General features: G+C 71.9%; 19 protein-coding genes. 14 read left to right on the forward strand and 5 right to left on the reverse strand.

Features of this window, described 5'->3' with window-relative positions; all coding sequences use genetic code 11:
• Nucleotides 1-48 precede the first annotated feature (48 nt).
• The 7 genes from VK611_04125 to VK611_04155 all read left to right on the forward strand — a co-directional run bounded on the left by VK611_04125 (nt 49) and on the right by VK611_04155 (nt 7,538).
• Nucleotides 49-1,149, forward strand: a complete 1,101-nt coding sequence (locus VK611_04125; GenBank protein HMG40486.1) for an amidohydrolase family protein — start codon at nt 49-51, stop codon at nt 1,147-1,149.
• A gap of 2 nt (nt 1,150-1,151) precedes the next feature.
• Nucleotides 1,152-1,910, forward strand: coding sequence for a class II aldolase/adducin family protein (locus VK611_04130; GenBank protein HMG40487.1), 759 nt, complete (start codon nt 1,152-1,154; stop codon nt 1,908-1,910).
• Nucleotides 1,911-1,936: 26 nt separating this feature from the next.
• Complete coding sequence (locus VK611_04135) at nt 1,937-2,698, forward strand: SDR family oxidoreductase (protein ID HMG40488.1); 762 nt, start codon at nt 1,937-1,939, stop codon at nt 2,696-2,698.
• A 63-nt stretch (nt 2,699-2,761) separates the two neighbouring features.
• Nucleotides 2,762-3,784, forward strand: coding sequence for a Rieske 2Fe-2S domain-containing protein (locus VK611_04140; GenBank protein HMG40489.1), 1,023 nt, complete (start codon nt 2,762-2,764; stop codon nt 3,782-3,784).
• A gap of 1 nt (nt 3,785) precedes the next feature.
• The gene (locus VK611_04145; protein HMG40490.1) at nt 3,786-5,384 is read left to right on the forward strand and encodes an AMP-binding protein; all 1,599 of its coding nucleotides are present in this window, start codon (nt 3,786-3,788) and stop codon (nt 5,382-5,384) included.
• A 160-nt stretch (nt 5,385-5,544) separates the two neighbouring features.
• Entirely contained in the window at nt 5,545-6,459 is a 915-nt protein-coding gene (locus VK611_04150) for an SDR family oxidoreductase (protein ID HMG40491.1), read from the forward strand.
• The gene (locus VK611_04155) at nt 6,456-7,538 is read left to right on the forward strand and encodes an MBL fold metallo-hydrolase (protein HMG40492.1); all 1,083 of its coding nucleotides are present in this window, start codon (nt 6,456-6,458) and stop codon (nt 7,536-7,538) included. The genes VK611_04150 and VK611_04155 overlap by 4 nt, the downstream gene beginning before the upstream one ends.
• On the opposite strand, the gene VK611_04160 is transcribed toward VK611_04155, so the two are convergent.
• Nucleotides 7,488-8,336 carry an FCD domain-containing protein gene (locus VK611_04160; protein ID HMG40493.1) on the reverse strand — a complete coding sequence of 283 codons (849 nt, stop codon included), beginning with the start codon at nt 8,334-8,336 and terminating at the stop codon, nt 7,488-7,490. The genes VK611_04155 and VK611_04160 overlap by 51 nt on opposite strands.
• 154 nt (nt 8,337-8,490) lie before the next feature.
• Between VK611_04160 and VK611_04165 the strand changes: the two genes are divergently transcribed.
• From VK611_04165 to VK611_04190, 6 genes are read left to right on the forward strand one after another with little or no spacing between them, the layout of a single operon-like run.
• A complete protein-coding gene (locus VK611_04165; GenBank protein HMG40494.1) occupies nt 8,491-9,747 on the forward strand; it encodes an ABC transporter substrate-binding protein in 1,257 nt (418 codons plus the stop codon).
• Nucleotides 9,748-11,697 carry an ABC transporter permease gene (locus tag VK611_04170; GenBank protein ID HMG40495.1) on the forward strand — a complete coding sequence of 650 codons (1,950 nt, stop codon included), beginning with the start codon at nt 9,748-9,750 and terminating at the stop codon, nt 11,695-11,697.
• Nucleotides 11,694-12,506, forward strand: a complete 813-nt coding sequence (locus VK611_04175; GenBank protein ID HMG40496.1) for an ABC transporter ATP-binding protein — start codon at nt 11,694-11,696, stop codon at nt 12,504-12,506. Before VK611_04170 ends, VK611_04175 begins: the two co-directional genes overlap by 4 nt.
• Nucleotides 12,503-13,300: an ABC transporter ATP-binding protein gene (locus tag VK611_04180; protein HMG40497.1), complete on the forward strand. Its 798-nt coding sequence runs from the start codon at nt 12,503-12,505 to the stop codon at nt 13,298-13,300. Before VK611_04175 ends, VK611_04180 begins: the two co-directional genes overlap by 4 nt.
• Nucleotides 13,297-13,680 carry a nuclear transport factor 2 family protein gene (locus VK611_04185; protein ID HMG40498.1) on the forward strand — a complete coding sequence of 128 codons (384 nt, stop codon included), beginning with the start codon at nt 13,297-13,299 and terminating at the stop codon, nt 13,678-13,680. Before VK611_04180 ends, VK611_04185 begins: the two co-directional genes overlap by 4 nt.
• Nucleotides 13,677-14,630: a Rieske 2Fe-2S domain-containing protein gene (locus tag VK611_04190; protein ID HMG40499.1), complete on the forward strand. Its 954-nt coding sequence runs from the start codon at nt 13,677-13,679 to the stop codon at nt 14,628-14,630. Before VK611_04185 ends, VK611_04190 begins: the two co-directional genes overlap by 4 nt.
• A gap of 338 nt (nt 14,631-14,968) precedes the next feature.
• Here the strand turns inward: VK611_04190 and VK611_04195 are convergent, their stop codons facing one another.
• From VK611_04195 to VK611_04210, 4 genes are read right to left on the reverse strand one after another with little or no spacing between them, the layout of a single operon-like run.
• Entirely contained in the window at nt 14,969-15,751 is a 783-nt protein-coding gene (locus VK611_04195; GenBank protein ID HMG40500.1) for an enoyl-CoA hydratase-related protein, read from the reverse strand.
• Nucleotides 15,748-16,476, reverse strand: coding sequence for an SDR family oxidoreductase (locus VK611_04200; protein HMG40501.1), 729 nt, complete (start codon nt 16,474-16,476; stop codon nt 15,748-15,750). Before VK611_04200 ends, VK611_04195 begins: the two co-directional genes overlap by 4 nt.
• On the reverse strand, nt 16,473-17,468 hold the full coding sequence (locus VK611_04205) for an acyl-CoA dehydrogenase family protein (protein ID HMG40502.1): 996 nt from the start codon (nt 17,466-17,468) through the stop codon (nt 16,473-16,475). The genes VK611_04200 and VK611_04205 overlap by 4 nt, the downstream gene beginning before the upstream one ends.
• Nucleotides 17,465-18,622 carry an acyl-CoA dehydrogenase family protein gene (locus tag VK611_04210; protein ID HMG40503.1) on the reverse strand — a complete coding sequence of 386 codons (1,158 nt, stop codon included), beginning with the start codon at nt 18,620-18,622 and terminating at the stop codon, nt 17,465-17,467. The genes VK611_04205 and VK611_04210 overlap by 4 nt, the downstream gene beginning before the upstream one ends.
• Before the next feature lie 86 nt (nt 18,623-18,708).
• Between VK611_04210 and VK611_04215 the strand changes: the two genes are divergently transcribed.
• Nucleotides 18,709-20,390 (forward strand): AMP-binding protein (locus VK611_04215; protein HMG40504.1); only part of this gene is annotated, 1,682 nt, incomplete at its 3' end.

Raw genomic sequence — 20,390 nt, forward strand, 5'->3', positions numbered from 1 at the left:
TATAGGATAGAAAGAGAACGGTAGACAGCTCACCAGACGGGGGACCTCATGTCCGTAGTGATCGACGCCGACGGCCACGTGGAGGAGGATCTGGTCGCCCTGGTGCGGGCCATCCCCGAAGCGATGCGCGACCAGGCGCTGCAGTTCGTGGCCGAGGCCGACGGCCACGTCACGTACCGCATCGAGGGGAAGCTCTGGCGGTCGAAGTACCCCTTCCCGGGCGGCCTCAAGAACCACGTCAATGCCGGAGGTGAGCGCCGCGAGGGCGGCCGCGACCCCAAGGTCCGCATCGAGGTGATGGACGACGAGGGCATCGACGTCGCCGTGCTGTACCCCAGCGTCGGCATGATGTTCGGCCTCCACGAGAACCCCGACATCGCCGCCGCCCTGTGCGTCGCCTACAACGACTGGCTGGCGAGCTACTGCGCCACCGACCCCGACCGGCTGGTCGGCGTGGCGCTGCTGCCTCAGCACGAGCCCAGGCTGGCCGCCGCCGAGCTGAGGCGGTCGGTGACCGAGCACGGCTTCGTCGCCGGCGTGATGCGGCCCAACAAGATCGGCGGCCGCACCGTCGACCACCCCGACTTCGACGTGCTGTGGGCCACCGCCCAGGACCTCGACGTGCCCGTCGGCCTGCACGAGGCCTACCTGTCGGGCATCGACACCGTGGGCATGGACCGCATGCCCAGCTACGCCGGCGCCCACGTGATCAGCCACGTCTTCGAGCAGATGACCGGGATGCTGGTGGTCACCCTCGCCGGCATCTTCGAGCGCTTCCCGCAGCTGCGCATGGGCTTCCTCGAAGCCGGCTGCGGCTGGGCGCCCACCTGGGTCGACCGCATCGAGGAGCACTACGAGCTGTCGCCCGACGACTTCCCCGGCGGCGACCCCAAGGGCGTGATCAACAGCCGCTCCTGGCTCACCTTCGAGATCGAGGAACCGGGCCTGGCGGCCGCGCTCGACCTGGGCTGGGCCGACAACGTGATGTTCGCCTCCGACTACCCCCACCACGACGCGGTGTACCCGGGGGCCATCAAGGAGGTGCGGGAACGAGGGCTGCCCGAGGACCAGGAGCGCAAGGTCCTGGGCGACAACGCCCTGGGCTACTACGGCCCCCGCCTGCAGGCGATCGTGGACCGGAGGTCGTGACCATGGGCCAGGCCACCCAGCTGAAGCCGATGGAGGTCACCAAGCCGTACGCACCGGCGCTGCCCGACCTCGAGCCCGAGCAGGAGCTGGCGCTGCTGGCCCGCTGCCTGTTCTCCGAGGGCTACGACGACCACCTCGCCGGCCACATCACCTACAAGCAGCCCGACGGCACCTTCCTGGTGAACCCCTTCGGGCTGACGTGGGACGAGATCCGGGCGAGCGACGTGATGCGCATGGACGCCGACGGCAAGGAGATCGGCGGGAAGTGGACGATCACACCCGCCATCACCCTCCACGTCGAGCTGCACAAGGCGCGTGAGGACGTGACCGTCGCGGTCCACAACCACCCGCGCTGGGGCACGATCTGGTCCGACATCGGCCGCGTGCCGGAGATCTACGACCAGAGCAGCGCCTTCCACCACGGCGAGGTCGCCCTCTACGACGAGTACTGGGGCGCGGTCGACGACCGGGGCAACGCGGCCGCGGCCGTGAAGGCCATCGGCGAGGCCAACATCGGCCTGCTCGCCAACCACGGCGTGCTGATCCTGGCCCGGGACGTCGAGCAGGCGTACCTGTGGTCGATGGGCTTCGAGTGGCGCTGCCGGCAGGCGTGGCACGTTGCCGCAGCCGGAGGCGGGAAGCCGATGAACCGCGACGCGGCCGCCGGCTACGGCAGCTTCTTCGACACCCACAACTTCACCGGCCTGTTCGAGGCGATGGCGCGGCGGGAGCTGCGCCGCGACCCGACGATCCTCGACTGACCACCACCACTCCAGGAGGGCAACGGATGACCGACGAGCGTCGGGTGGCACTGGTGACCGGGGGTGGGCGGGGCCTGGGCCGCGCCGTCTCGGTGGGCCTCGCGCAGGACGGGTTCGACGTGGCGGTGAACTACCACCGCGACAAGGAGGCCGCCGCCGAGACGGTGGCCGATATCGAGGCGCTGGGCCGCACGGCCGTGGCGTTCTCCGCGGCGGTCGAGTCCGCCGAGGAGGACGCGGCGCTGGTGGAGGCCGTCATCGCCGCCTTCGGGCAGCTGGACGCCTTCGTCCACAACGCCGGGGTGAGCAACCGGGGGCGCACCGTCGCCGACACCGACCCGGTCGACCTCGACCGGGTGATGGGCGTGCACGCCCTGGGCGCCCACCACCTGTGCCGCCTGGTGGTGCCGCACCTGCGGGAGCGGCCCCGCGGCGACGTGGTGGTGATCTCCAGCCAGTCGACCCGCAGCAACGACCCCAACGCCGCGCCCTACACGATGGGCAAGGCGGCCCTGGAGGCGCTGGCCTACAGCCTGGCCAACGAGGAGGCCCGCAACGGCATCCGGGTGAACGTCGTCGCCGCCGGCCTGATGAACACCGACATGGGCCGCAAGCTGGTGAAGGGCGTGTTCGGCGTCGACGACATCCACGAGCTCGACCGCCGCGTCGCCCTCGGCCGGGTGGCGGAGCCGGAGGACGTGGCCGACACGGTGCGGTTCCTGCTGTCGGACCGGGGCGCACTGATCACCGGCCAGCGGATCGCCGTCGACGGCGGCGGCTTCCGCTAGCGCCGGCGATACTGCCGACTGCTAACATATAAATGATTAGTACGTAGACCTCAGGGGGCTGCCATGTCGATCGTCAACGAGGTGCCGGTGGAGTCGCCGCTCGGCGTGTCGTCGTACCGCTATCCCACCGGGTGGTTCGTGGTCGCATGGTCGACCGACGTGGCGCCGGGCGAGGTCAAGCGCCTCCACTACTTCGGCCAGGAGCTGGTGTGCTTCCGGGGCGAGTCGGGCCAGGTCCAGGTGATGGAGGCCCACTGCCTGCACCTCGGCGGCCACCTCGGCGTGGGCGGCCGGGTGGAGGGCGAGGAGATCGTCTGCCCCTGGCACGGCTGGCACTGGAACGGCGACGGCACCAACGCCGCCATCCCGTACTCGAAGGAGAAGTGCAAGCCGAACCTGCGCATCCGCACCTTCCCGACCATCGAGTGGTGCGGGATGGTGCTCCTGTGGTTCGACCGCGACGGCGGCGACCCCACCTGGCACCTGCCTGAGGTCCCCGAGCTCGACACGGGCGACTACTACCCGCTGCACCCGCACTCCCGGATGATCAACCGGGTGAAGGTGCACCCGCAGATGATCGTGGAGAACGCCGCCGATCCGTACCACATCATGCCGGTGCACCACGGCGACCGGCCGGCGCAGACCACGTCGTTCGAGCTGCACGAGTACCACCTGCACGCCACCGTCGACGTGAACTACGGCGGCGCCCACGAGACCACCTGGCTCACCCCCGACGGCCCCGTCGACGGCACGGTCGTCTACGACACCTACGGCCTCGGCATCGGCTTCGTGCGGTTCCCCAGCGAGGTGCTGGCGTCGGTGCAGATCACCAGCCACACCCCCGTCGACGAGGACTACACGGACTACTTCTACACGATGTCCTGCGTGCGGGAGCCGGGCGACACCGGCGACGTGCCCCAGGGTCGGGCGGCCCGCTGGATCTCCCTCCAGCAGGAGATCATCAAGCAGGACTTCTTCGCCTGGGAGAACATGAAGTACCTGGACAAGCCCAACTTCGCCGTGGAGGAGGCCCGCGACTACGCGGCCCTGCGGCGCTGGGCCCGGCGCTTCTACCCGGAGGGCTGACGTGGGCGCCCGGCTGACGATCCCGGCCGTGCTCGACGAGCAGGCCGGGAAGCGTCCCGACCAGCCGTTCCTCCACGTGTCCGACGAGCCGATCACCTACGCCGAGATGCGGGCGCGGGCCAGGGCCGCGGCCGCGGCCCTGGTGGCGCTCGGCATCGGCCCCGGCGACCGGGTGGCGATCTTCATGGGCACGTCGCCCGAGTGGGTGGCCACCTGGTTCGGCTGCGCCTACCTCGGCGCCGTCACCGTGCCGGTCAACGGCGCCTACCGGGGCGACTTCCTGGCCAACCAGCTGCACGACAGCGGGACGAAGGCCGTGGCGGTCGACGCCTCCCTGGCCGAGCGCCTCTTCGCCGTGGCGGCCGACGTCCCCAGCCTGCGCACGGTGCTGGTGCGGCAGGACGACGAGTCGGTCACCGTCCCCGCCGCGCCGGCCGGGGTCGACGTGCAGCCCATCGAGGTGCTCGGCACCGGCGACGTGGGCCGCCTCGACGACGTGCCCGAGCCGTCCTGGGACCAGCCCGGCGCCATCTTCTTCACCTCCGGCACCACCGGGCGGTCGAAGGGGGCGCTGGTCACCCAGCACTACCTGCTGACCGCGGCCCAGGCCATGGTCGACTGCTGGCAGCTCCAGCCGGGCGAGGTCGTGTACGGCCCGCTGCCCCTGTTCCACCTGTCCGCGGTCGGGACGGTGCTGGGGCCGCTGCTGGCCGGCGGCACCGGCGTGCTCGAGAAGACGTTCAGCGTCACCCACACCTGGGACCAGGTGCGGCGCTACGGGGCGTCGGGCATCGCGCTGGCCGGGGCGCTGGTGGTGATGCTGTGGAACCTGCCGGCCACCGACCGCGACCGGGAGCTGCCCATCCGGTTCCTGTCGGCCGCGCCGGTGCCGAAGGACATCTACCACGCGATCGAGGAGCGCTACGGCTGCAAGATCGTCACCGTCTACGGGCTCAGCGAGGCCTTCCCCCTGGCCCTCGCCGGGGTGGACGACGACAACCCGCCCGGGGCGTCGGGCCGCGCCAACCCGCTGTTCGACGTGCGCATCGTCGACGAGGACGACGCGCCGCTGCCGCCCGGCACGGTGGGCGAGGTGGTGTGCCGGCCCCGGCAGCCGCACGTGATGTTCGAGCGCTACGACGGGCGGCCCGACGCCACGCTCGACCAGCTGTCCAACCTGTGGTTCCACACCGGCGACCTGGGCAGCTTCGACGCGGCCGGCAACTTCACCTACGCCGACCGGAAGAAGGACGCGATGCGCCGCCGCGGCGAGAACATCTCGTCGTTCGAGGTGGAGCAGGCGCTCCTGCGACACCCGGCGGTGGCCGAGGTGGCGGCGATCGGCGTGCCGAGCGAGCTGTCCGAGGACGACGTGATGGTGTGCGTGGTCGTCCGGCCCGGTGAGGCGCTCGACCTGGTGCCGTTCATGGACTTCTGCTGCGAGCGGCTGCCCTACTTCGCCGTGCCCCGCTACGTGGACGTGCGCGCCGGGCTCCCCAAGAACGCCGTCGGGCGGGTGCTCAAGCACGAGCTTCGGGCGCAGGGCCTGCCCGACGGCGCCTGGGATCGCGACGCCGCCGGCTACGTCGTCGACCGTTGACCGAACCAGCAAGAGCGAGGGAGACAGGGCGCATGGCTGAGACAAGAGCCGAGCCGACAGGCGAGGCGTGGCCCGAGCGGCCCGGTGCCGGAGGCGCCGAGAGCGGGAAGCTTGCGCATGGTTTGACCTCTCGGCCGCGCAGCGCCGAGGACGAGCAACCGTGACCTATCCGCGCGACTCCTTAAGCTTCGACGGGGAGGTGGCGATCGTCACCGGTGCGGGCCACGGGCTGGGGCGCGAGCACGCGCTGCTGCTGGCGGCGCGCGGCGCCCGGGTGGTGGTGAACGACCTGGGCGGCGCGGTCGACGGCTCGGGCGGATCGTCCGGCCCCGCCGCCGACGTGGTGGCCGAGATCGAGAAGGCCGGCGGCGAAGCCGTCGCCAACGCCGACACGGTGGCTACGCCCGAGGGCGGCCAGGCGATCGTCGACGCCGCCCTGGAGGCTTTCGGGCGGGTCGACATCGTGGTGAACAACGCCGGCATCCTCCGTGACAAGGCGTTCCACAACGTGTCGCCCGACGACGTCGACCCGGTGCTCGACGTGCACCTGCGCGGCGCCTTCTGGGTCACCTCCCCGGCGTGGCGGTTGATGCGCGAGCAGGGCTACGGCCGCGTGGTCTTCACCTCGTCGGCCAGCGGCATCCTCGGCAACTTCGGCCAGGCCAGCTACGCCGCCGCCAAGATGGGCCTCGTCGGCATGACCAACGTGCTGGCGCTGGAGGGCGCCCGCTACGACATCAAGGTCAACGCCGTCGCCCCGATGGCTCTCACCCGCATGACCGAGGACCTGCTGGGCGACCTGTCCGACCACCTCGACCCGCGCCTGGTGTCGCCCGTGGTCGGCTGGCTGGCCCACCGCGACTGCGACGTCACCGGCGAGGTCTTCACCGTGGCCGCCGGCCGGGTGGGTCGCTTCTTCGTGGGCGTCACGCCCGGCTACCACCACCCCGACCTCAGCGTGGAGCACGTGCGCGACCACATGGCCGAGATCCGCGACGAGACGGGCTACCTGGTGCCGACCGACGGCATGGGCGAGATGCCGCTGGTGCTCGCCCACCTGACGTCGGCCCCGTGATCGAGGTCACCGGGACCCACCAGCACGCGGCCTGGCAGGCCGGCGTCATCCCCGACGTCGAGAAGGTGCGGCCGGGCCTGTGGTCGATCCCGGTGCCCATCCCCGACAGCCCGTTGCGCTACGTGCTCGTCTACTGCCTGGAGCTCGACGACGGCGTGGCGCTGATCGACGCCGGCTGGAACTGCGACGAGGCCTGGGACGCCCTGGGCGCGGGGCTCGCGGTGGCGGGCGGCAGCATCGCCGACGTGCAGGCCGTGCTGGTGACCCACGTCCACCCCGACCACCATGGCCTGGCGGGACGGGTGCGCGCCGCGTCCGGCGCGTGGGTGGGCCTGCACCCGGCGGACGCGGCGCTCATCGGCGACCACGGCAGCGAGCTGGAGGCGCTGCTCTCGTCGCGCGCCGACCTCGTGGTGGAGTCGGGTGCGCCCGACGCCCTGGCCTTCCGGATGCCACCCGTGCCCGTGGCCATCACCGGGCCCGGCGGCTTCGCCGAGCCCGACGTGCTGCTGACCGACGGCGACCGTCCCGACCTGCCGGGCTGGGACCTGCGCACGGTGTGGACCCCCGGGCACTCGCCCGGCCACGTCTGCTTCTACAGCGAGGATCGCAGGCTGCTGCTGTCGGGCGACCACGTGCTGCCCCGCATCTCGCCGCACGTGGCCCGGCACTCGTCGCGCCACCCCGACCCGCTTGGCGACTTCCTGCGGTCGCTGACCAAGGTGCGCGCCCTGCCGGTCGACGAGGTGCTGCCGGCCCACGAGTACCGCTTCGCCGGCCTCGACCGGCGGGTGGACCAGCTGGTGGAGCACCACGCCGTTCGCCTGGCCGAGATCGAGGCCGTGCTGCAGGAGCGGCCCGCCGCCACCGCGTGGGACGTGACGGGGGAGCTCACGTGGTCGCGCCCGTGGGCCGAGATCCCCGCTTACATGCAGCTGGCCGCCAACGGCGAGACGCTGGCGCACCTGGCGCTGCTGGAGGTCATGGGCCGCGTCGCCCGCGAGGACGGGCCGCCGCCCCGCTTCGAGCTAGCTGAGGTCGCCGTCCGGGCCCCGGCTGCGCCGTGGGGCGAGCCGTGACCGCAGGCCGGTGATGTTGACCCGCTGGTTGCCCGTGTTGTTGAGCACGTAGGCCTGGGCCTCTTCGATGTGCCGCTGGGAGACCCGGTGGGCGGCGTCCTCGTCGCCGCTGTCGATGGCGTCGGTGATGCGGACGTGGGCCTCGAGCACCGCCTCACGCAGCTTCAGCCCCGGGTAGCGGCCCTCGGCATCGGTCGTGACCGCCCAGCGCGACTCGTGGTAGGACCACAGCGTCTCCAGCGTCCCCACCAGCAGGATCAGTGTGACGTTGCCGCACGAGCCGACCATCTCGTCGTGGAACACGCGGGCCAGGTCGGTGAACTCGGGGCCGTTGTCGAGGTGCGTCTCGGCCTCCTTGTTGACCTCCCGGAGCCGGGGCACGACCTCGGTGTGACGGTCGCTGCGGCCGGCGCACAGCGCGGCGCACGCCGGCTCGAGGATCCGCAGCGCCTGGCCGAGGTCGTTCAGCGTGAGCTGCTTCGACTGCATGACCATGCCGAGCATGAAGGCGGCGCCGTGGGCGGTGGGGGCGTGGACCTCCGCGCCGCCGATGTTGCCCCGGCGCACGCTGATGAGCCCCTCGGTCTCGAGGATGCGCATCGCCTCGCGGATGGAGGGCCGGGACACCGGGAACTCCTCGAGCAGGTCGTCCTGCTTGGGGAGCAGCTCACCGTCGGCCAGCTCGCCGTCGACGATCCTGGTCCGGAGGATGTCGGCCACCATCTCGGCCACGCGGGGTTGGCTGAGCTGCTGGTTCAACCGTGGTGCCGACTTCTGGGAGCGGCCGTTCGTCGCCATTCCTCCACCTTTCCGGTCATCTCTACAAAGTTTCTCACAACAGGGGCGTTACTCCGTGCAGCGCCCACGCCACCGGAACGTTGACGCCGGTTCCGTGTTCACTGTATCTTTTAAATGATACAGAGATAGCGATCCATGAGCGGGGGGAAGACCTGTGACGACGGCGCGGCGCCTGACGGCGCTTCTGGTGGTGTCCGGGCTGCTGCTGGCAGCCTGCGGCGACAGCGACGAGCCATCCACCGACGGGGGCGGGTCCGGCGGCGGCGCCAGTGGCGGCAGCGGCGGCGAGTGCGACTCGCCCGGCGTGTCCGACGACGAGATCAAGGTCGGCCAGCTGTCCGCCCTGACCACACCCTCGGCCGCCTTCTACAGCCTCCACCAGGCCGGCATCGAGGCCCGCATCGAGGCCCTCAACGCCGAGGGCGGCATCGGCGGCCGCGAGATCGTGGTCGAGGCCGTCGACGACGCGGCCGACGCCAACCGGGCGGTCACCGCCGCCCGCGAGCTGGTCGAGCAGAAGGGCGTGTTCGCCGTGATGGCGGCCTCGTCGGTGATCGCCGGCCCGGCGTCGTACCTGCACGACGAGGGCATCCCGGTGGTCGGCTTCAACGTGAACCCCGAGTGGGGCACGTACGACAACATGTTCGGTTACAGCGGCAGCAACTCCCCCGAGCCGGTGGCGACCACCACCGGCGGCGAGTTCCTGAGCGAGCAGGGCGTCGAGAAGCTCGCCATCCTCGGCTACGCCGAGGCCTCCACCCAGGCCGCCGCCGACGGCATGGCCGCGTCGTTCGAGGCCGCCGACGGCGAGGTGGTGTTCAACAGCACCAACAGCCCCTACGGCAACACCGAGTGGACCACCGAGGCCGAGGAGATCGCCGACAGCGGCGCCGACGGCCTGTACCTGCCGATCATCACCCAGAACGCCCTCGCCGCCGCCTCAGCGGTGCGCCAGGCCGGGGCCGACCTCAAGGTGATCCTGTTCCCCGCCGGCTACAGCCCCACCACGCTGGACCAGGCCGGCGAGGCCGCCGAGGGCGTCTACTTCTCGACCGACGCCGTGCCCTACGAGCACGACCTGCCCGCCCACCAGAAGATGCTGGCCGCGCTCGAGGAGTACTCGCCCGACACGCCGCCGGCCCAGGAGGTGCTGCAGGGCTGGATGATCGGCGAGCTGCTCATCCGGGGCATCGAGGAGGCCGGCGCCGAGTGCCCGACCCGCGAGGCGTTCATCGAGAACCTGCGCCAGGTCGACGACTACGACGCCGACGGCCTGCTCAACCCGGCCATCGACTTCGAGGCGACCTTTGGCCAGCCCTACGGGATGTGCTTCCACTACGTGAAGGTCGAGGGTGGCGAGTTCGTGCCGGTCACCGACGGTGAGGCGCTCTGCGGTGAGGTCATCGACTGAATGAAGCTGCTGATCGTCTCCGGGATGGTGTTCGGGGGGATCTATGCCATCTCCTCGCTCGGCCTCGTCCTCACCTACGTCTCGTCCCGCATCTTCAACTTCGCCCAGGGGGCGCTGGCGTTCTTCATCGCCCTCCTCTACTACGACCTGAACACCGTGAGGGGTTGGCCGGCGCTGGTCGCCGGGCTCCTCGCGGTGGGTGTCGCCGCCCCGCTGCTGGGCCTGCTGCTGTGGGCGGTGCTGTTCCGGCGGCTGTCGGACTCCCCGACGACGGTCCAGCTGGTGGCGACGATCGGGCTCTACGTCGCCGTCCCACCCATCGGGAAGATGCTGTTCGTCGACACCGAACCGGTGCTGCCACCGGGGTTCTTCGCCACGCCCGTGCCGGAGTACGACGTGCTCGGCGTGACGCTCAACGCCAACCAGATCGCCGTGTTCGTCTGTGCCGTGGTCGTCGGCCTGCTGCTGGCCGCGGTGCTGCGGTACACCACGCTGGGCCTGACCATGCGGGGCGTGGTCGACCACCGCGACCTGGCGTCGGTGATGGGCGTCAACCCCGCGGCCGTCACCGCGGTGGCGTGGATGATGGGCACCACCATGGCGGGACTGGCGGGCGTGCTGCTCACCCCGGTGCTCGGCCTCAACGAGGTGTCGTTCAGCGTCCTGCTGATCTCGTCGTTCGCCGCGGTGGTGGTCGGGCGGCTGCGCAGCCTGCCGTGGACGTTCGTCGGGGCGATCGGCCTGGGCCTGTCCCAGACGCTGGTCACCAAGGTGCTGCCCGACTCGGGCTACTGGGCCCGGGCCACCCGCCCCAGCATCCCGTTCGTGGTGATGCTGGTGTTCCTGGTGATCTACGGGGTGGTGCTGCACCGGCGCGGCACCGAGGCGCCGGCCACCACGCCGATGCTCACCCGCTCGCCCGACCAGGCCGCCCGCCGGCGGCGCACCCAGGTGGCGACGTGGACCGTGTTCGGCGTGCTGGCGCTGGTCGTGCCGGGCACGCTCACGCCCTACTGGCTGGGTGTCACCGCTTCCGGTGTGGCGGTCGCCATCGCCATGCTGTCGTTCGTGCTGGTCACCGGCGAGGGCGGGATGATCTCGCTCTGCCAGATCTCGTTCGCCGGCGTCGGGGCCATGGGGGCCGCGCAGCTCACCGAGTTCCACGGGTGGGACGCCGGTCCCGCCGTGTTCGTGGCGGCGCTCGTCGCCGTGCCGTTCGGGATCCTCGTGGCGCTGGCCGGGCTGCGGCTCGGGGAGCTCTACCTGGCCCTGGCCACGCTGAGCTTCGCGGTGCTGGCCGACAGCGCCCTGTTCACCATCGACCGCATCGACAACCTCCACGCCGGCCAGCCGCTGCCCCGGCCCTCGGTCTTCGGGTTCCGGTTCGACAGCGACCTGTCGTTCTTCTACCTGGCGCTGGGGGTGTTCGTGATCGGTGCCGTCGTGGTCGCCAACCTGCGCCGCTCGACCACGGGCATGACGCTGGCAGCCATCCGGTCGTCGGAGGTGGCGGCCCGCACCATCGGCGTGCGGACCATGCGGGCCAAGGTCGCGACGTTCGGGCTGAGCGCCTTCATGGCCGGCGTGGGCGGCGGGCTGCTGGCCAGCTTCTCGGGGCGGGCCACGCCCGGGTCGTTCAACGCCATCGTCGGCATCGTTTGGCTGGCGGTCGCGGTGACCTGGGGCGTCCGCTCGATCACGGGGGCGCTGCTCGCCGGGGTCGCGTTCTCGGTGTTCCCGGCGCTGTTCAGCAGCTACGTCTCCGACTCGTACGCCGAGGTGCCCACCATGCTGTTCGGCCTGGGGGCGATCATGGTCGCCCGGGAGCCCCGCGGCATCGTCACCCAGACCGTGGAGCACTGGTCGCACCTGTTCCACAAGCTGCGGCGATCGTCGGCTCCGGCCACGACCGGTGGCCCGGTCGACGCAACGGTGGAGGCGGCGGCATGAGCGCCGTGGCCGAGACTGCTCCCGAGGTCGACGCGGCTGTGCCGCTGCTCGAGGCCCGCAACGTCACCATGCGCTTCGGTGGGCTGGCCGCGCTCGACGACGTGACCGTGCAGGCGTCGCCGGGGATGATCCTGGGCGTCGTCGGGCCCAACGGCGCCGGCAAGACCACCCTGTTCGGGGTGCTGTCCGGGCTGCTGCAGCCCACCCACGGCGACGTGCTCATCGAGGGCGACGTCGTGACCGGCCGCACCCCGCAGTTCCGGGCCCGCCGCGGCCTGCTGCGCACGTTCCAGCGGGTGCAGCTCTTCGCCGAGCTGTCGGTGCGCGAGCACTTCCAGCTCACCTACCGGTCGCTGCGGGGCCGGCCCAGCTACCTGCGCGACCTCGTCGGCCTCGACCGCCGGTCGGGCAACGCCGAGGAGCAGGAGCGGGTCGACCAGCTGGTGGAGAGCCTGGGCCTGGTCGACGTGCAGCACCAGCCGGCCGCGGCGCTGCCGCTGGGGACGGCCCGCCTCGTGGAGGTCGGCCGGGCGCTGGCGGCAGGGCCCAAGGTGGTGCTGCTCGACGAGCCGTCGTCGGGCCTCGACAGCCGGGAGACCGAGCAGCTGGCGACCGTGCTGCTGAAGGCCCGCGACGAGGAAGGGGTGGCGCTGGTGCTGGTGGAGCACGACCTGCAGCTGGTGCTGGGGCTGTCCGACCGCGTGGACGTGCTCGACTTCGGGCGGCTCATCGCGTCGGGCACGCCTGCCGAGGTGCGGTCGGACCCCGTGGTCCAGGCCGCCTACATCGGGACGGAGGCCACACGATGACGAGAGCGACGATCGAACCGCCGGCGGACGACGTCCTCGTCGCCGGCGTGGAGCCTGCCGAGGCGTCGACGGCGCCGCCGTTGCTGTCCGTGCGCGACCTGGTGGTCGACTTCGGGCTGACCCGGGCCGTGTCGGGCGTGTCGTTCGACGTGCCGGCCGGGTCGGTGCTGGCGGTGCTGGGCAGCAACGGCGCCGGCAAGTCGACGGTGGCGTCGGCGGTCTCCGGACTGGTGGCCCCGACGAGCGGGCACATCGAGCTCGACGGCCGCGACGTCACCTCCTGGCCCGCCCACCGGGTGGCGCGCCAGGGCGTGACCCATGTGCTGGAGGGCCGCGGCGTGTTCCCCGGCCTCACCGTGGCCGAGAACCTGCGGCTGAGCGTGAGCCGCACCGTCGCCAAGTCGGAGCGGGCCGATGCCGTGGCCCGGGCGCTGGACATGTTCCCCGTGCTGGCCGAGCGCCGGCGGCAGGCCACGTCCACGCTGTCGGGCGGCGAGCGCCAGATGCTGGCCCTGGCCCGGGTGCTGGCCGTGCCGCCCCGCCTGCTGGTGGCCGACGAGCTGTCGCTGGGCCTGGCGCCCAAGCTGGTGGAGATGTCCTTCGACGTGCTGCGGCAGGCCAGGGACGCCGGGGTCACCGTCGTACTGGTGGAGCAGTTCGTCGAGCGGGCACTGGAGCTGGCCGACGACGCGCTGATCCTGCGGCGGGGCCGGATGGTGTGGTCGGGCAAGGCCCAGGACGCCGGCGCCACCGTGCTCGACGAGTACCTGGGTGTGGAGGAGGAGGGGTCATGACCACCAACGTGGAGCGCTACCTGGAGTGCATGGCGGCGCAGGACTGGGACGGCCTGGCCGCGACCATCGCGGAGTCGGGGCTCACCCGCTCCGGCCCGTTCTGCGACGACATCGCGGGCAAGGCGCCCTACGTCGAGTTCCTCCGGGGGATCATCGCCTCGCTGAAGGACTACGAGCTGAAGGTGCAGCGGGTGTCACACGCGTCGGACCACGTGACCTACGTGGAGCTGAGCGAGACCTTCGACGTGGACGGCGTGCGGACCGAGTTCCCCGAGCTCATCCTGTTCGAGCGCGACGACGCCGGCCTGATCGTCCACGTCAGCGTCTTCATGAAGCAGCCCGGCGCCGACGCCCCCGTGGAGGGAGGCCGCGCCTCGTGACGGCGCGGTTCCCGTTCCCGGCCACGCCTGACGGCTGGTACCAGGTCGCCTACGGCCACGAGCTGGCGGCGGGCTCGGTCGTGCCGCTCCACTACTTCGGGCGCGAGCTGGTGGCCTACCGGGGTGCCGCCGACGGTGTGGTGCGGGTGCTCGACGCCTACTGCCCTCACCTCGGCGCCCACCTGGGCCACGGCGGCTGCGTGGAGGGCGACGACATCGTCTGCCCGTTCCACGGCTGGCGGTTCGACGGCGAGGGCCGCAACGTCGACGTCCCCTACAGCCGCCGGACCAACGGCAAGGCCCGCATCCCGGTGTGGCCGGTCGCCGAGGCCAACGGCGCGGTGTACGTGTGGTTCTCGGCGGAGGGTGGGCCGCCCACGTGGACGGTGCCACAGGTGCCGGAGTGCGACGACCCCGACCTGGTGTGGCAGGCCGGCGAGCGGTGGACCATGCGCACCCACGTGCAGGAGGTGATGGAGAACGTCGTCGACGTCGCCCACTTCCGGTTCGTGCACGGCACGTCGGGCTTCGGCGGCGTCGAGCTGGAGGAGGACGGTCCCCGCCTGCAGGCCACCGCCGCGGTCACCTTCGTGACACCCCGGGGCGACGTGGAGGGGGCGGTCATCTCCGAGCTGTGGGGCCTCGGCATCGACGTGGTGCGGCCCACCGGCATCCTGCGGGCGGCGGCGCTGTTCACGGTGACGCCCGTCGACGACGAGACCGTCGAGTCGGGCTACACGTTCCTGGTGCCGAGGGCCAAGGACGGCGAGGGCATCAGCAACATCGGCCGCGGCCTCGTCGACGACTTCCACAAGCAGGCCCGACAGGACGCCCCCATCTGGGAGCACAAGCTCTACCGCCCCACGCCCGCCCTCTCCCCGGACGACGGCCCGATCATGTCCTTCCGCCGCTGGTCCCGCCAGTTCTACCCGGAGCCCGTGCCGGCCTAGACGACGGTTCCAAGGGGGGTTGGCGAGTCGTTTGTGGTCGTTTGGTTCTTCTTGAGTCGCCTGTGATCGGTCTCCGACGACGAATGACTCGACTGTGGTTTGGCGACTACAGATGACTCGGGACGGGACGGTCACCTCTGGCCGGGCGGTCGAGGCCATCGACGGTCTGTTCCGTGCGGTGCGTGGCGACTGAAAGGGTCGCCTGGCACCGGACGATCAGGCGGGTCGGGGCTCGATGCGGCAGGAGACGACCATTTCGGTCGCCCGACGCCCCATGGTGCCAGGACCGACGACCCGTCGGCACGCCAGAAGAACGACCACCCCGTGGAACTCGGCGGTCAGCGGCCCTGCCAGATCGGGGGGCGCTTCTCGAGGAAGGCCTTCGGGCCCTCCTTCGCGTCGGCGGTGGCGAAGATGCGGTCGCTGTGGCGGGACTCGTTGTCGAAGGCGGCGTCGAGGTCGAGGGAGAGGCTCTCGATCGCCGACTGCTTGGTGGCGAACACGGCGAGGGGGGCGTTCGCGGCGATGCGGTGGGCGTAGTCGTAGGCGGCGTCGAGCAGCTCGTCGGCCGGCACCACCTTGTTGACCAGGCCGATCTCCAATGCCCGGGCGGCGTCGATCATGTCGGCGGTCAGCAGCAGCTCCATGGCGTGCGGGAAGGCGATCTGCCGCACCAGCCGCACGGTCGTCCCGCCGCCGGCGAAGAGGCCCCGCTTCGGCTCCATCACCGCGAAGCGGGCGTCGGGCGACGCCACCCGGATGTCGGTCGAGCCCAGCATCTCGATGCCCCCGGCCACGCACACGCCGTTCACCGCCGCGATGATCGGCTTGTAGACCGGGAACCGGTGGAGCACGGCGTGGACGGCCGTCTCCGCGTCCCAGCCGTCGGGCCGGGGCAGCTCGCCGGTGAGCTCGGGGATGAACCGCTTGAGGTCGGCGCCGGTGCAGAACGCCCGGCCCACCCCGGTGATCACCGCCACCCAGGCGGTGTCGTCGTCGCGGAACCGCACCCACGCCCCGTGCAGCGCGGCGAAGTGCTCCATGTCGAGCGAGTTGTGGGCCTCGGGCCGGTTGATGGTGATGGTGACGACGTGGTCGTCCTGCGTGTAGTCGATGGTCACGAACCGAACCCCTTCCGACGGGCGGCCTCGGGGACCACCGGGTCCGGGGCGAAGGGCCCCTCCGCCGCGGCCTCCAACACGATCTCGGGCAGCACCACGCCGGGGTCGAGGCCGTCGAGGAAGGCGACGGCGGCGCCCACGTCGGCGGGCCGCAGCGTGTGCATCGGGAACGTGACCCGGTCGAGCATCGCCGTGTCGACCGGCGCCGGCACCAGCACGTGGACCTGCAGGCCGTCCCGGGCGACCTCGCCGGCCAGGGCCTGGGCGAAGGCGTTCATCCCCGCCTTCGACGCCGAGTAGGCGCTGCGCCCCTTCATCCCCGCCTTCGCGGCCGACGACGAGACGTAGACCAGGCGCCCGCCGGCCTGCATCTTGGGCAGCACCGCCGCGGTGACGACGTAGGTCGACCGCAGGTTGGCCCGGATGATCCGGTCGAAGCTGGCGACGGAATCCTTGCGGACGAAGGTGCCGTCGAGGATGCCGGCGGCGTGCACCAGGAAGTCGACCCGCTCCAGGGGCTCGACGACCGCGGCGAACTCGGTCTCGTCGGCGCTGTCGGCGGCGACCCAGCGGGCGCCCAGCTTGTCGGCCGCCTCCTGCAGCGGCCCGGCCCGGCGGGCGGTGAGCACCACGTCGTAGCCCCGGCCGACGAGGGCCTCGGCGCAGGCGAAGCCGATGCCGCCGCTCCCGCCGGTGACGACCGCGACCCTGGCGTCCCCGCTCATGTCGACCCCGAAGCGGCTGGCGCCGGTGACGAGCCCTCGCCGAAGAGGCTGGAGAACCCGAGCTCCTCCACCGCCGCCAGCAGGTGCTCGGTGGTGGCCTCCAGTCCGCCGGGCAGCCGCAGCTGCGGCTGGACGTGGCGCGAGAGCACGGACAGGTCGTGCTCGTCGCAGAAGCCGATCGCCCCGTGGAGCTGGTGGCACGTGCGCAGCACCTGCTGGGCGCCCTCCACGGCGTTGACCCGCAGCGCCAGGGCGTCGACCAGGCGGTCGAGCGGCGCCACGCACAGCCGCCACGTGGTGAAGCCGGCCAGCTCCCGCAGCGCCCGGGCGGCGACGGTGGCGTCGGCGACCTGGAACTGCACGGCCTGGAACCCTGCCAGCGGCTGCCCGAACTGCTCGCGGCTGGTGACGTGGGCGGCGGTGGTCTCCAGCGCCCGCTCGAGCGTGCCCAGCACCCGCCAGGCATCGAGGGCCAGCGTCAGTGCCGCCGGGAACGTCAGGTCGCGGTCGGGGGTCTCGGCGTCGAGTCGCAGGTCGGTGACGAACGGCCCGAGCTTGGTGCCCAGCACCGGTCCGGAGGGCGCCCCGGTCCACGCCCGGCCGCCGTCGAGGGTGGCCAGCTGCCAGGTGGGGAAGAGGTCGCCGTGGTCGGCTCGGGGCAGCTCCGGATCCACCACTGCGATCGGCCGCTCGGTGCCGTCGGGCGAGGCGAGCACGGCGGCGAGCGGGTAGGGCAGCGCCACCCGCCCGGCGGCCCGGCACAGCTCGCCCGCGGCCAGCGCCACGTCGGCGTCGATGTCGCCGTCGTCCGGGCCCAGGGGCAGGGGCAGGTCGAACGCGCCCAGGCCGGCGAGCAGCGGCGCCACGACGGTCGCGCGCACCGCCGGGTCGGCCTCGGCCCGGCGGGCCAGCTCCACCCCACCGGCGTCGGCGAACGCCCGCCGCGCGGTCGCCCCGAACTCGGCGGCGACCTCGGGGAGCTCCAGGTTCACTTCGGGCTCCCGTTGAGCGCCGCTCTGGCCACCAGCATCCGCTGGATCTCGATCGTGCCCGAGGCGACGGTGGCCGCCTGGGCGTAGCGCCAGTGGTCCTCGACCGCGCCCTGGAGCACGGGGTGGGTGCCGTGGCGGTCGTCGAGCGACCGGCCGCCCAGCGCCTCGAACAGCACCTCGGCGACGTCCTGGTCGCACAGGGTGACGGCGACGCGGGCGATGCTGGCGTCGGCGTCGTTCACCCGGCCCTTGTCCTGCGCGTCGATCACCCGGTAGGCGAGCAGCGTCGCCACCCGCACCTGCACGAGGGCGCGCGCCCAGCGGGCCCGCAGCCCGCCCGGCAGGTCGTGCCAGCGGTCGCCCAGCGCCTGGCGCAGCAGGGTGAGCAGCCGGTCGCAGCGGGCGTAGCGGGCGATGCCCACCCGCTCGAACTTGAGGGCCTCCCGGATGACGGTCCAGCCCTGGCCGATCTCGCCCAGCACGTCCTCCGGCCCGACGTGCACCTCGTCGAGGAACATCTCGTTGAGGTGGTGCGGGCCCAGCATCGACGCGATGGGCCGGGCGGTGATGCCCTCGCGCTCCATCGGCACCAGGAACATGGTGATGCCGTGGTGCTTGTCGGGCGAGGTGCGGGCGGCGAGGATGCACCATTGGGCCATGAGGGCGTAGGACGTCCAGATCTTCTGGCCGGAGATGCGCCAGCCCCCCGACGGGTCGGGCTGCGCCCGGGTGGTGAGCGACGCCAGGTCCGAACCGGCGTCGGGCTCGCTGAAGCCCTGGCACCAGATGACGTCGCCCGCTGCGATCGGGGGCAGGTGCTGCGCCTGCTGCTCGGCGGTGCCGAAGCGCATGATGGCGGGGCCGACCCAGTTGATCCCCATGTACTGGGCGCCGCGGGGTTCGTGGTGGGCCCACATCTCCTCGCGGACGATGGTCTGCTCCCACACGGAGCCGTCGCCGCCCCCGTTCTCCTTGGGCCAGGCCATGGCCAGCAGGCCCTCGGCGGCCAGGAGCTTGCAGAAGCGCTGGGCGACGGCGAGGTCCTCGGGGTCGTCGGTGAACGCCCCCAGGAAGTCGTCGGGCACGTGCTCGTCGATGAGCTCCCGGAGCCGGTGTCGGAGCGCCTCGGCCCTCTCTCCAAGCACGTAGTCCATGTCGCTCCTGTTTCGGTCCGCCAGCTGGTAACTTCCCTATCTTACATAAGATACTGTTGATGGCTCAGGCGACGGGGGGACGAGACATGGACGCAGCGACCGATACCTCGGCGACGCTCGACGCGGCGCGCCGCATGTCGCACGGCGAGCAGCTGGCACGCGTCGCCCGCCAGCACCCCGACGACGTGGCGTTCACGTGCCAGGGAGTCGGCCGCACCTTCGCCGAGATCGACGAGCGCGTCACCCGGCTGGCCCGGGCCCTGGCCGACCGCGGCGTCACCGCCGGCGATCGCGTGGCGCTGCTCATGGGCAACAGCATCGAGCTCGTGGAGGCGCTCTTCGCCGGCTGGCGGCTGGGCGCCATCGTCGTGCCCGTCAACTTCCGGCTCGTGGCCCGGGAGGTGGCGTTCATCCTCGACGACAGCGGCGCCCGGGCCGTGGTGGTGGACGAGGACCTCGCCCCGCTCGTGCCCCCGCTCGACACGGTGATCGTGGTGGGCCGCGACTACGAGGACGTGCTCGCCGCGTCGTCCCCCGAGCCGCTGACCGTCGACGTCGCCGAGAGCGCACCCGCGCTGATCATGTACACCTCCGGCACCACCGGCCGGCCCAAGGGCGCGGTGCTCACCCACTTCAACCTGGTGGTCCAGACCTTCAACTCGATGGTCCAGCAAGGCATCCAGGGCCGCGACGAGGTGTGGTACGCCAACTTCCCGCTGTTCCACATCGGCGGCCTCGTCGGCATCCTGCCCTACGTCATGGCCGGCGGCCGCTCGGTGATCCTCCCCTCGGGCGCCTGGGACGCCGTCGCCACCGTCGACGAGCTCGAGCGCGAGAGCGTCACCGGCTGCGTCTTCGTCGGCATGCAGTGGGACGAGGTGTGCGACGCCGCCGCGGGACGGGCCGCCCGGCTGCGGCTGCGGCGGGCGTCGTGGGGCGCCGCGGGCACACCGGTCCACGTGCTGCAGAAGATGCACCGCACGTTCCCCGGCGTGTCGATCTTCAGCTTCTTCGGCCAGACCGAGATGAGCCCGGTCACCTGCGTGCTCATGGCCGCCGACGCCGAGCGCAAGCAGGGCTCGGTGGGCCGGCCGATCATCAACGTCGAGGCCCGCATCGTCGACCCCGACATGCACGACGTCGCCCCGGGCGAGGTGGGGGAGATCGTCTACCGGGCGCCCACCGTGATGCTCGGCTACTGGAACATGCCCGAGGCCGACGCCGAGGCGTTCGCCGGCGGCTGGTTCCACTCCGGCGACCTGTGCCGGATCGACGACGAGGGCTACATCTACGTCGTCGACCGCAAGAAGGACATGATCATCTCGGGCGGCGAGAACATCTACTGCCCCGAGGTGGAGGCGGTGATCGCCGAGCACCCGGCCGTCGCCGAGGTGGCGGTGATCGGCGTGCCCCACGAGCGCTGGGGCGAGACCCCGCTGGCCGTCGTCGTCCCGGCCGACCCGGCCGCGCCGCCCACCAGCGACGAGATCGTGGCGTGGTGCCGGGAGCGCCTCGCCTCCTACAAGAAGCCGTCGGGGGTGGTCGTGGTCGACGCCCTGCCCCGGAACGCCACCGGGAAGGTGCTCAAGCCGGCCCTCCGTGAGCGGTACCGCGGCGGCGACGTCCCCAGCGAGAAGGAGCCTGACATGCCGGTGATCGAGCGGTTCGTGGAGTGCTACGCGGCCCGGGACTGGGACGGCCTCGCCGAGTGCCTGTCCGACGACGGCTTCGAGCGCATCGGCCCGTACGTCGACGTGATCGGCAGCAA

Source organism: Acidimicrobiales bacterium (genome assembly GCA_035316325.1).
Lineage (GTDB): Bacteria > Actinomycetota > Acidimicrobiia > Acidimicrobiales > VFJN01 > DASXTK01.

Excerpts from the sequence above, each read along its gene's own strand:
- VK611_04125 (HMG40486.1), top strand. The coding sequence starts at position 49 with ATGTCCGTAGTGATCGACGCCGACGGCCACGTGGAGGAGGATCTGGTC.
- VK611_04130 (HMG40487.1), top strand. The coding sequence starts at position 1,152 with ATGGGCCAGGCCACCCAGCTGAAGCCGATGGAGGTCACCAAGCCGTAC.
- VK611_04135 (HMG40488.1), top strand. The coding sequence starts at position 1,937 with ATGACCGACGAGCGTCGGGTGGCACTGGTGACCGGGGGTGGGCGGGGC.
- VK611_04140 (HMG40489.1), top strand. The coding sequence starts at position 2,762 with ATGTCGATCGTCAACGAGGTGCCGGTGGAGTCGCCGCTCGGCGTGTCG.
- VK611_04160 (HMG40493.1), bottom strand. The coding sequence starts at position 8,336 with ATGGCGACGAACGGCCGCTCCCAGAAGTCGGCACCACGGTTGAACCAG.
- VK611_04170 (HMG40495.1), top strand. The coding sequence starts at position 9,748 with ATGAAGCTGCTGATCGTCTCCGGGATGGTGTTCGGGGGGATCTATGCC.
- VK611_04175 (HMG40496.1), top strand. The coding sequence starts at position 11,694 with ATGAGCGCCGTGGCCGAGACTGCTCCCGAGGTCGACGCGGCTGTGCCG.
- VK611_04180 (HMG40497.1), top strand. The coding sequence starts at position 12,503 with ATGACGAGAGCGACGATCGAACCGCCGGCGGACGACGTCCTCGTCGCC.
- VK611_04185 (HMG40498.1), top strand. The coding sequence starts at position 13,297 with ATGACCACCAACGTGGAGCGCTACCTGGAGTGCATGGCGGCGCAGGAC.
- VK611_04200 (HMG40501.1), bottom strand. The coding sequence starts at position 16,476 with ATGAGCGGGGACGCCAGGGTCGCGGTCGTCACCGGCGGGAGCGGCGGC.
- VK611_04210 (HMG40503.1), bottom strand. The coding sequence starts at position 18,622 with ATGGACTACGTGCTTGGAGAGAGGGCCGAGGCGCTCCGACACCGGCTC.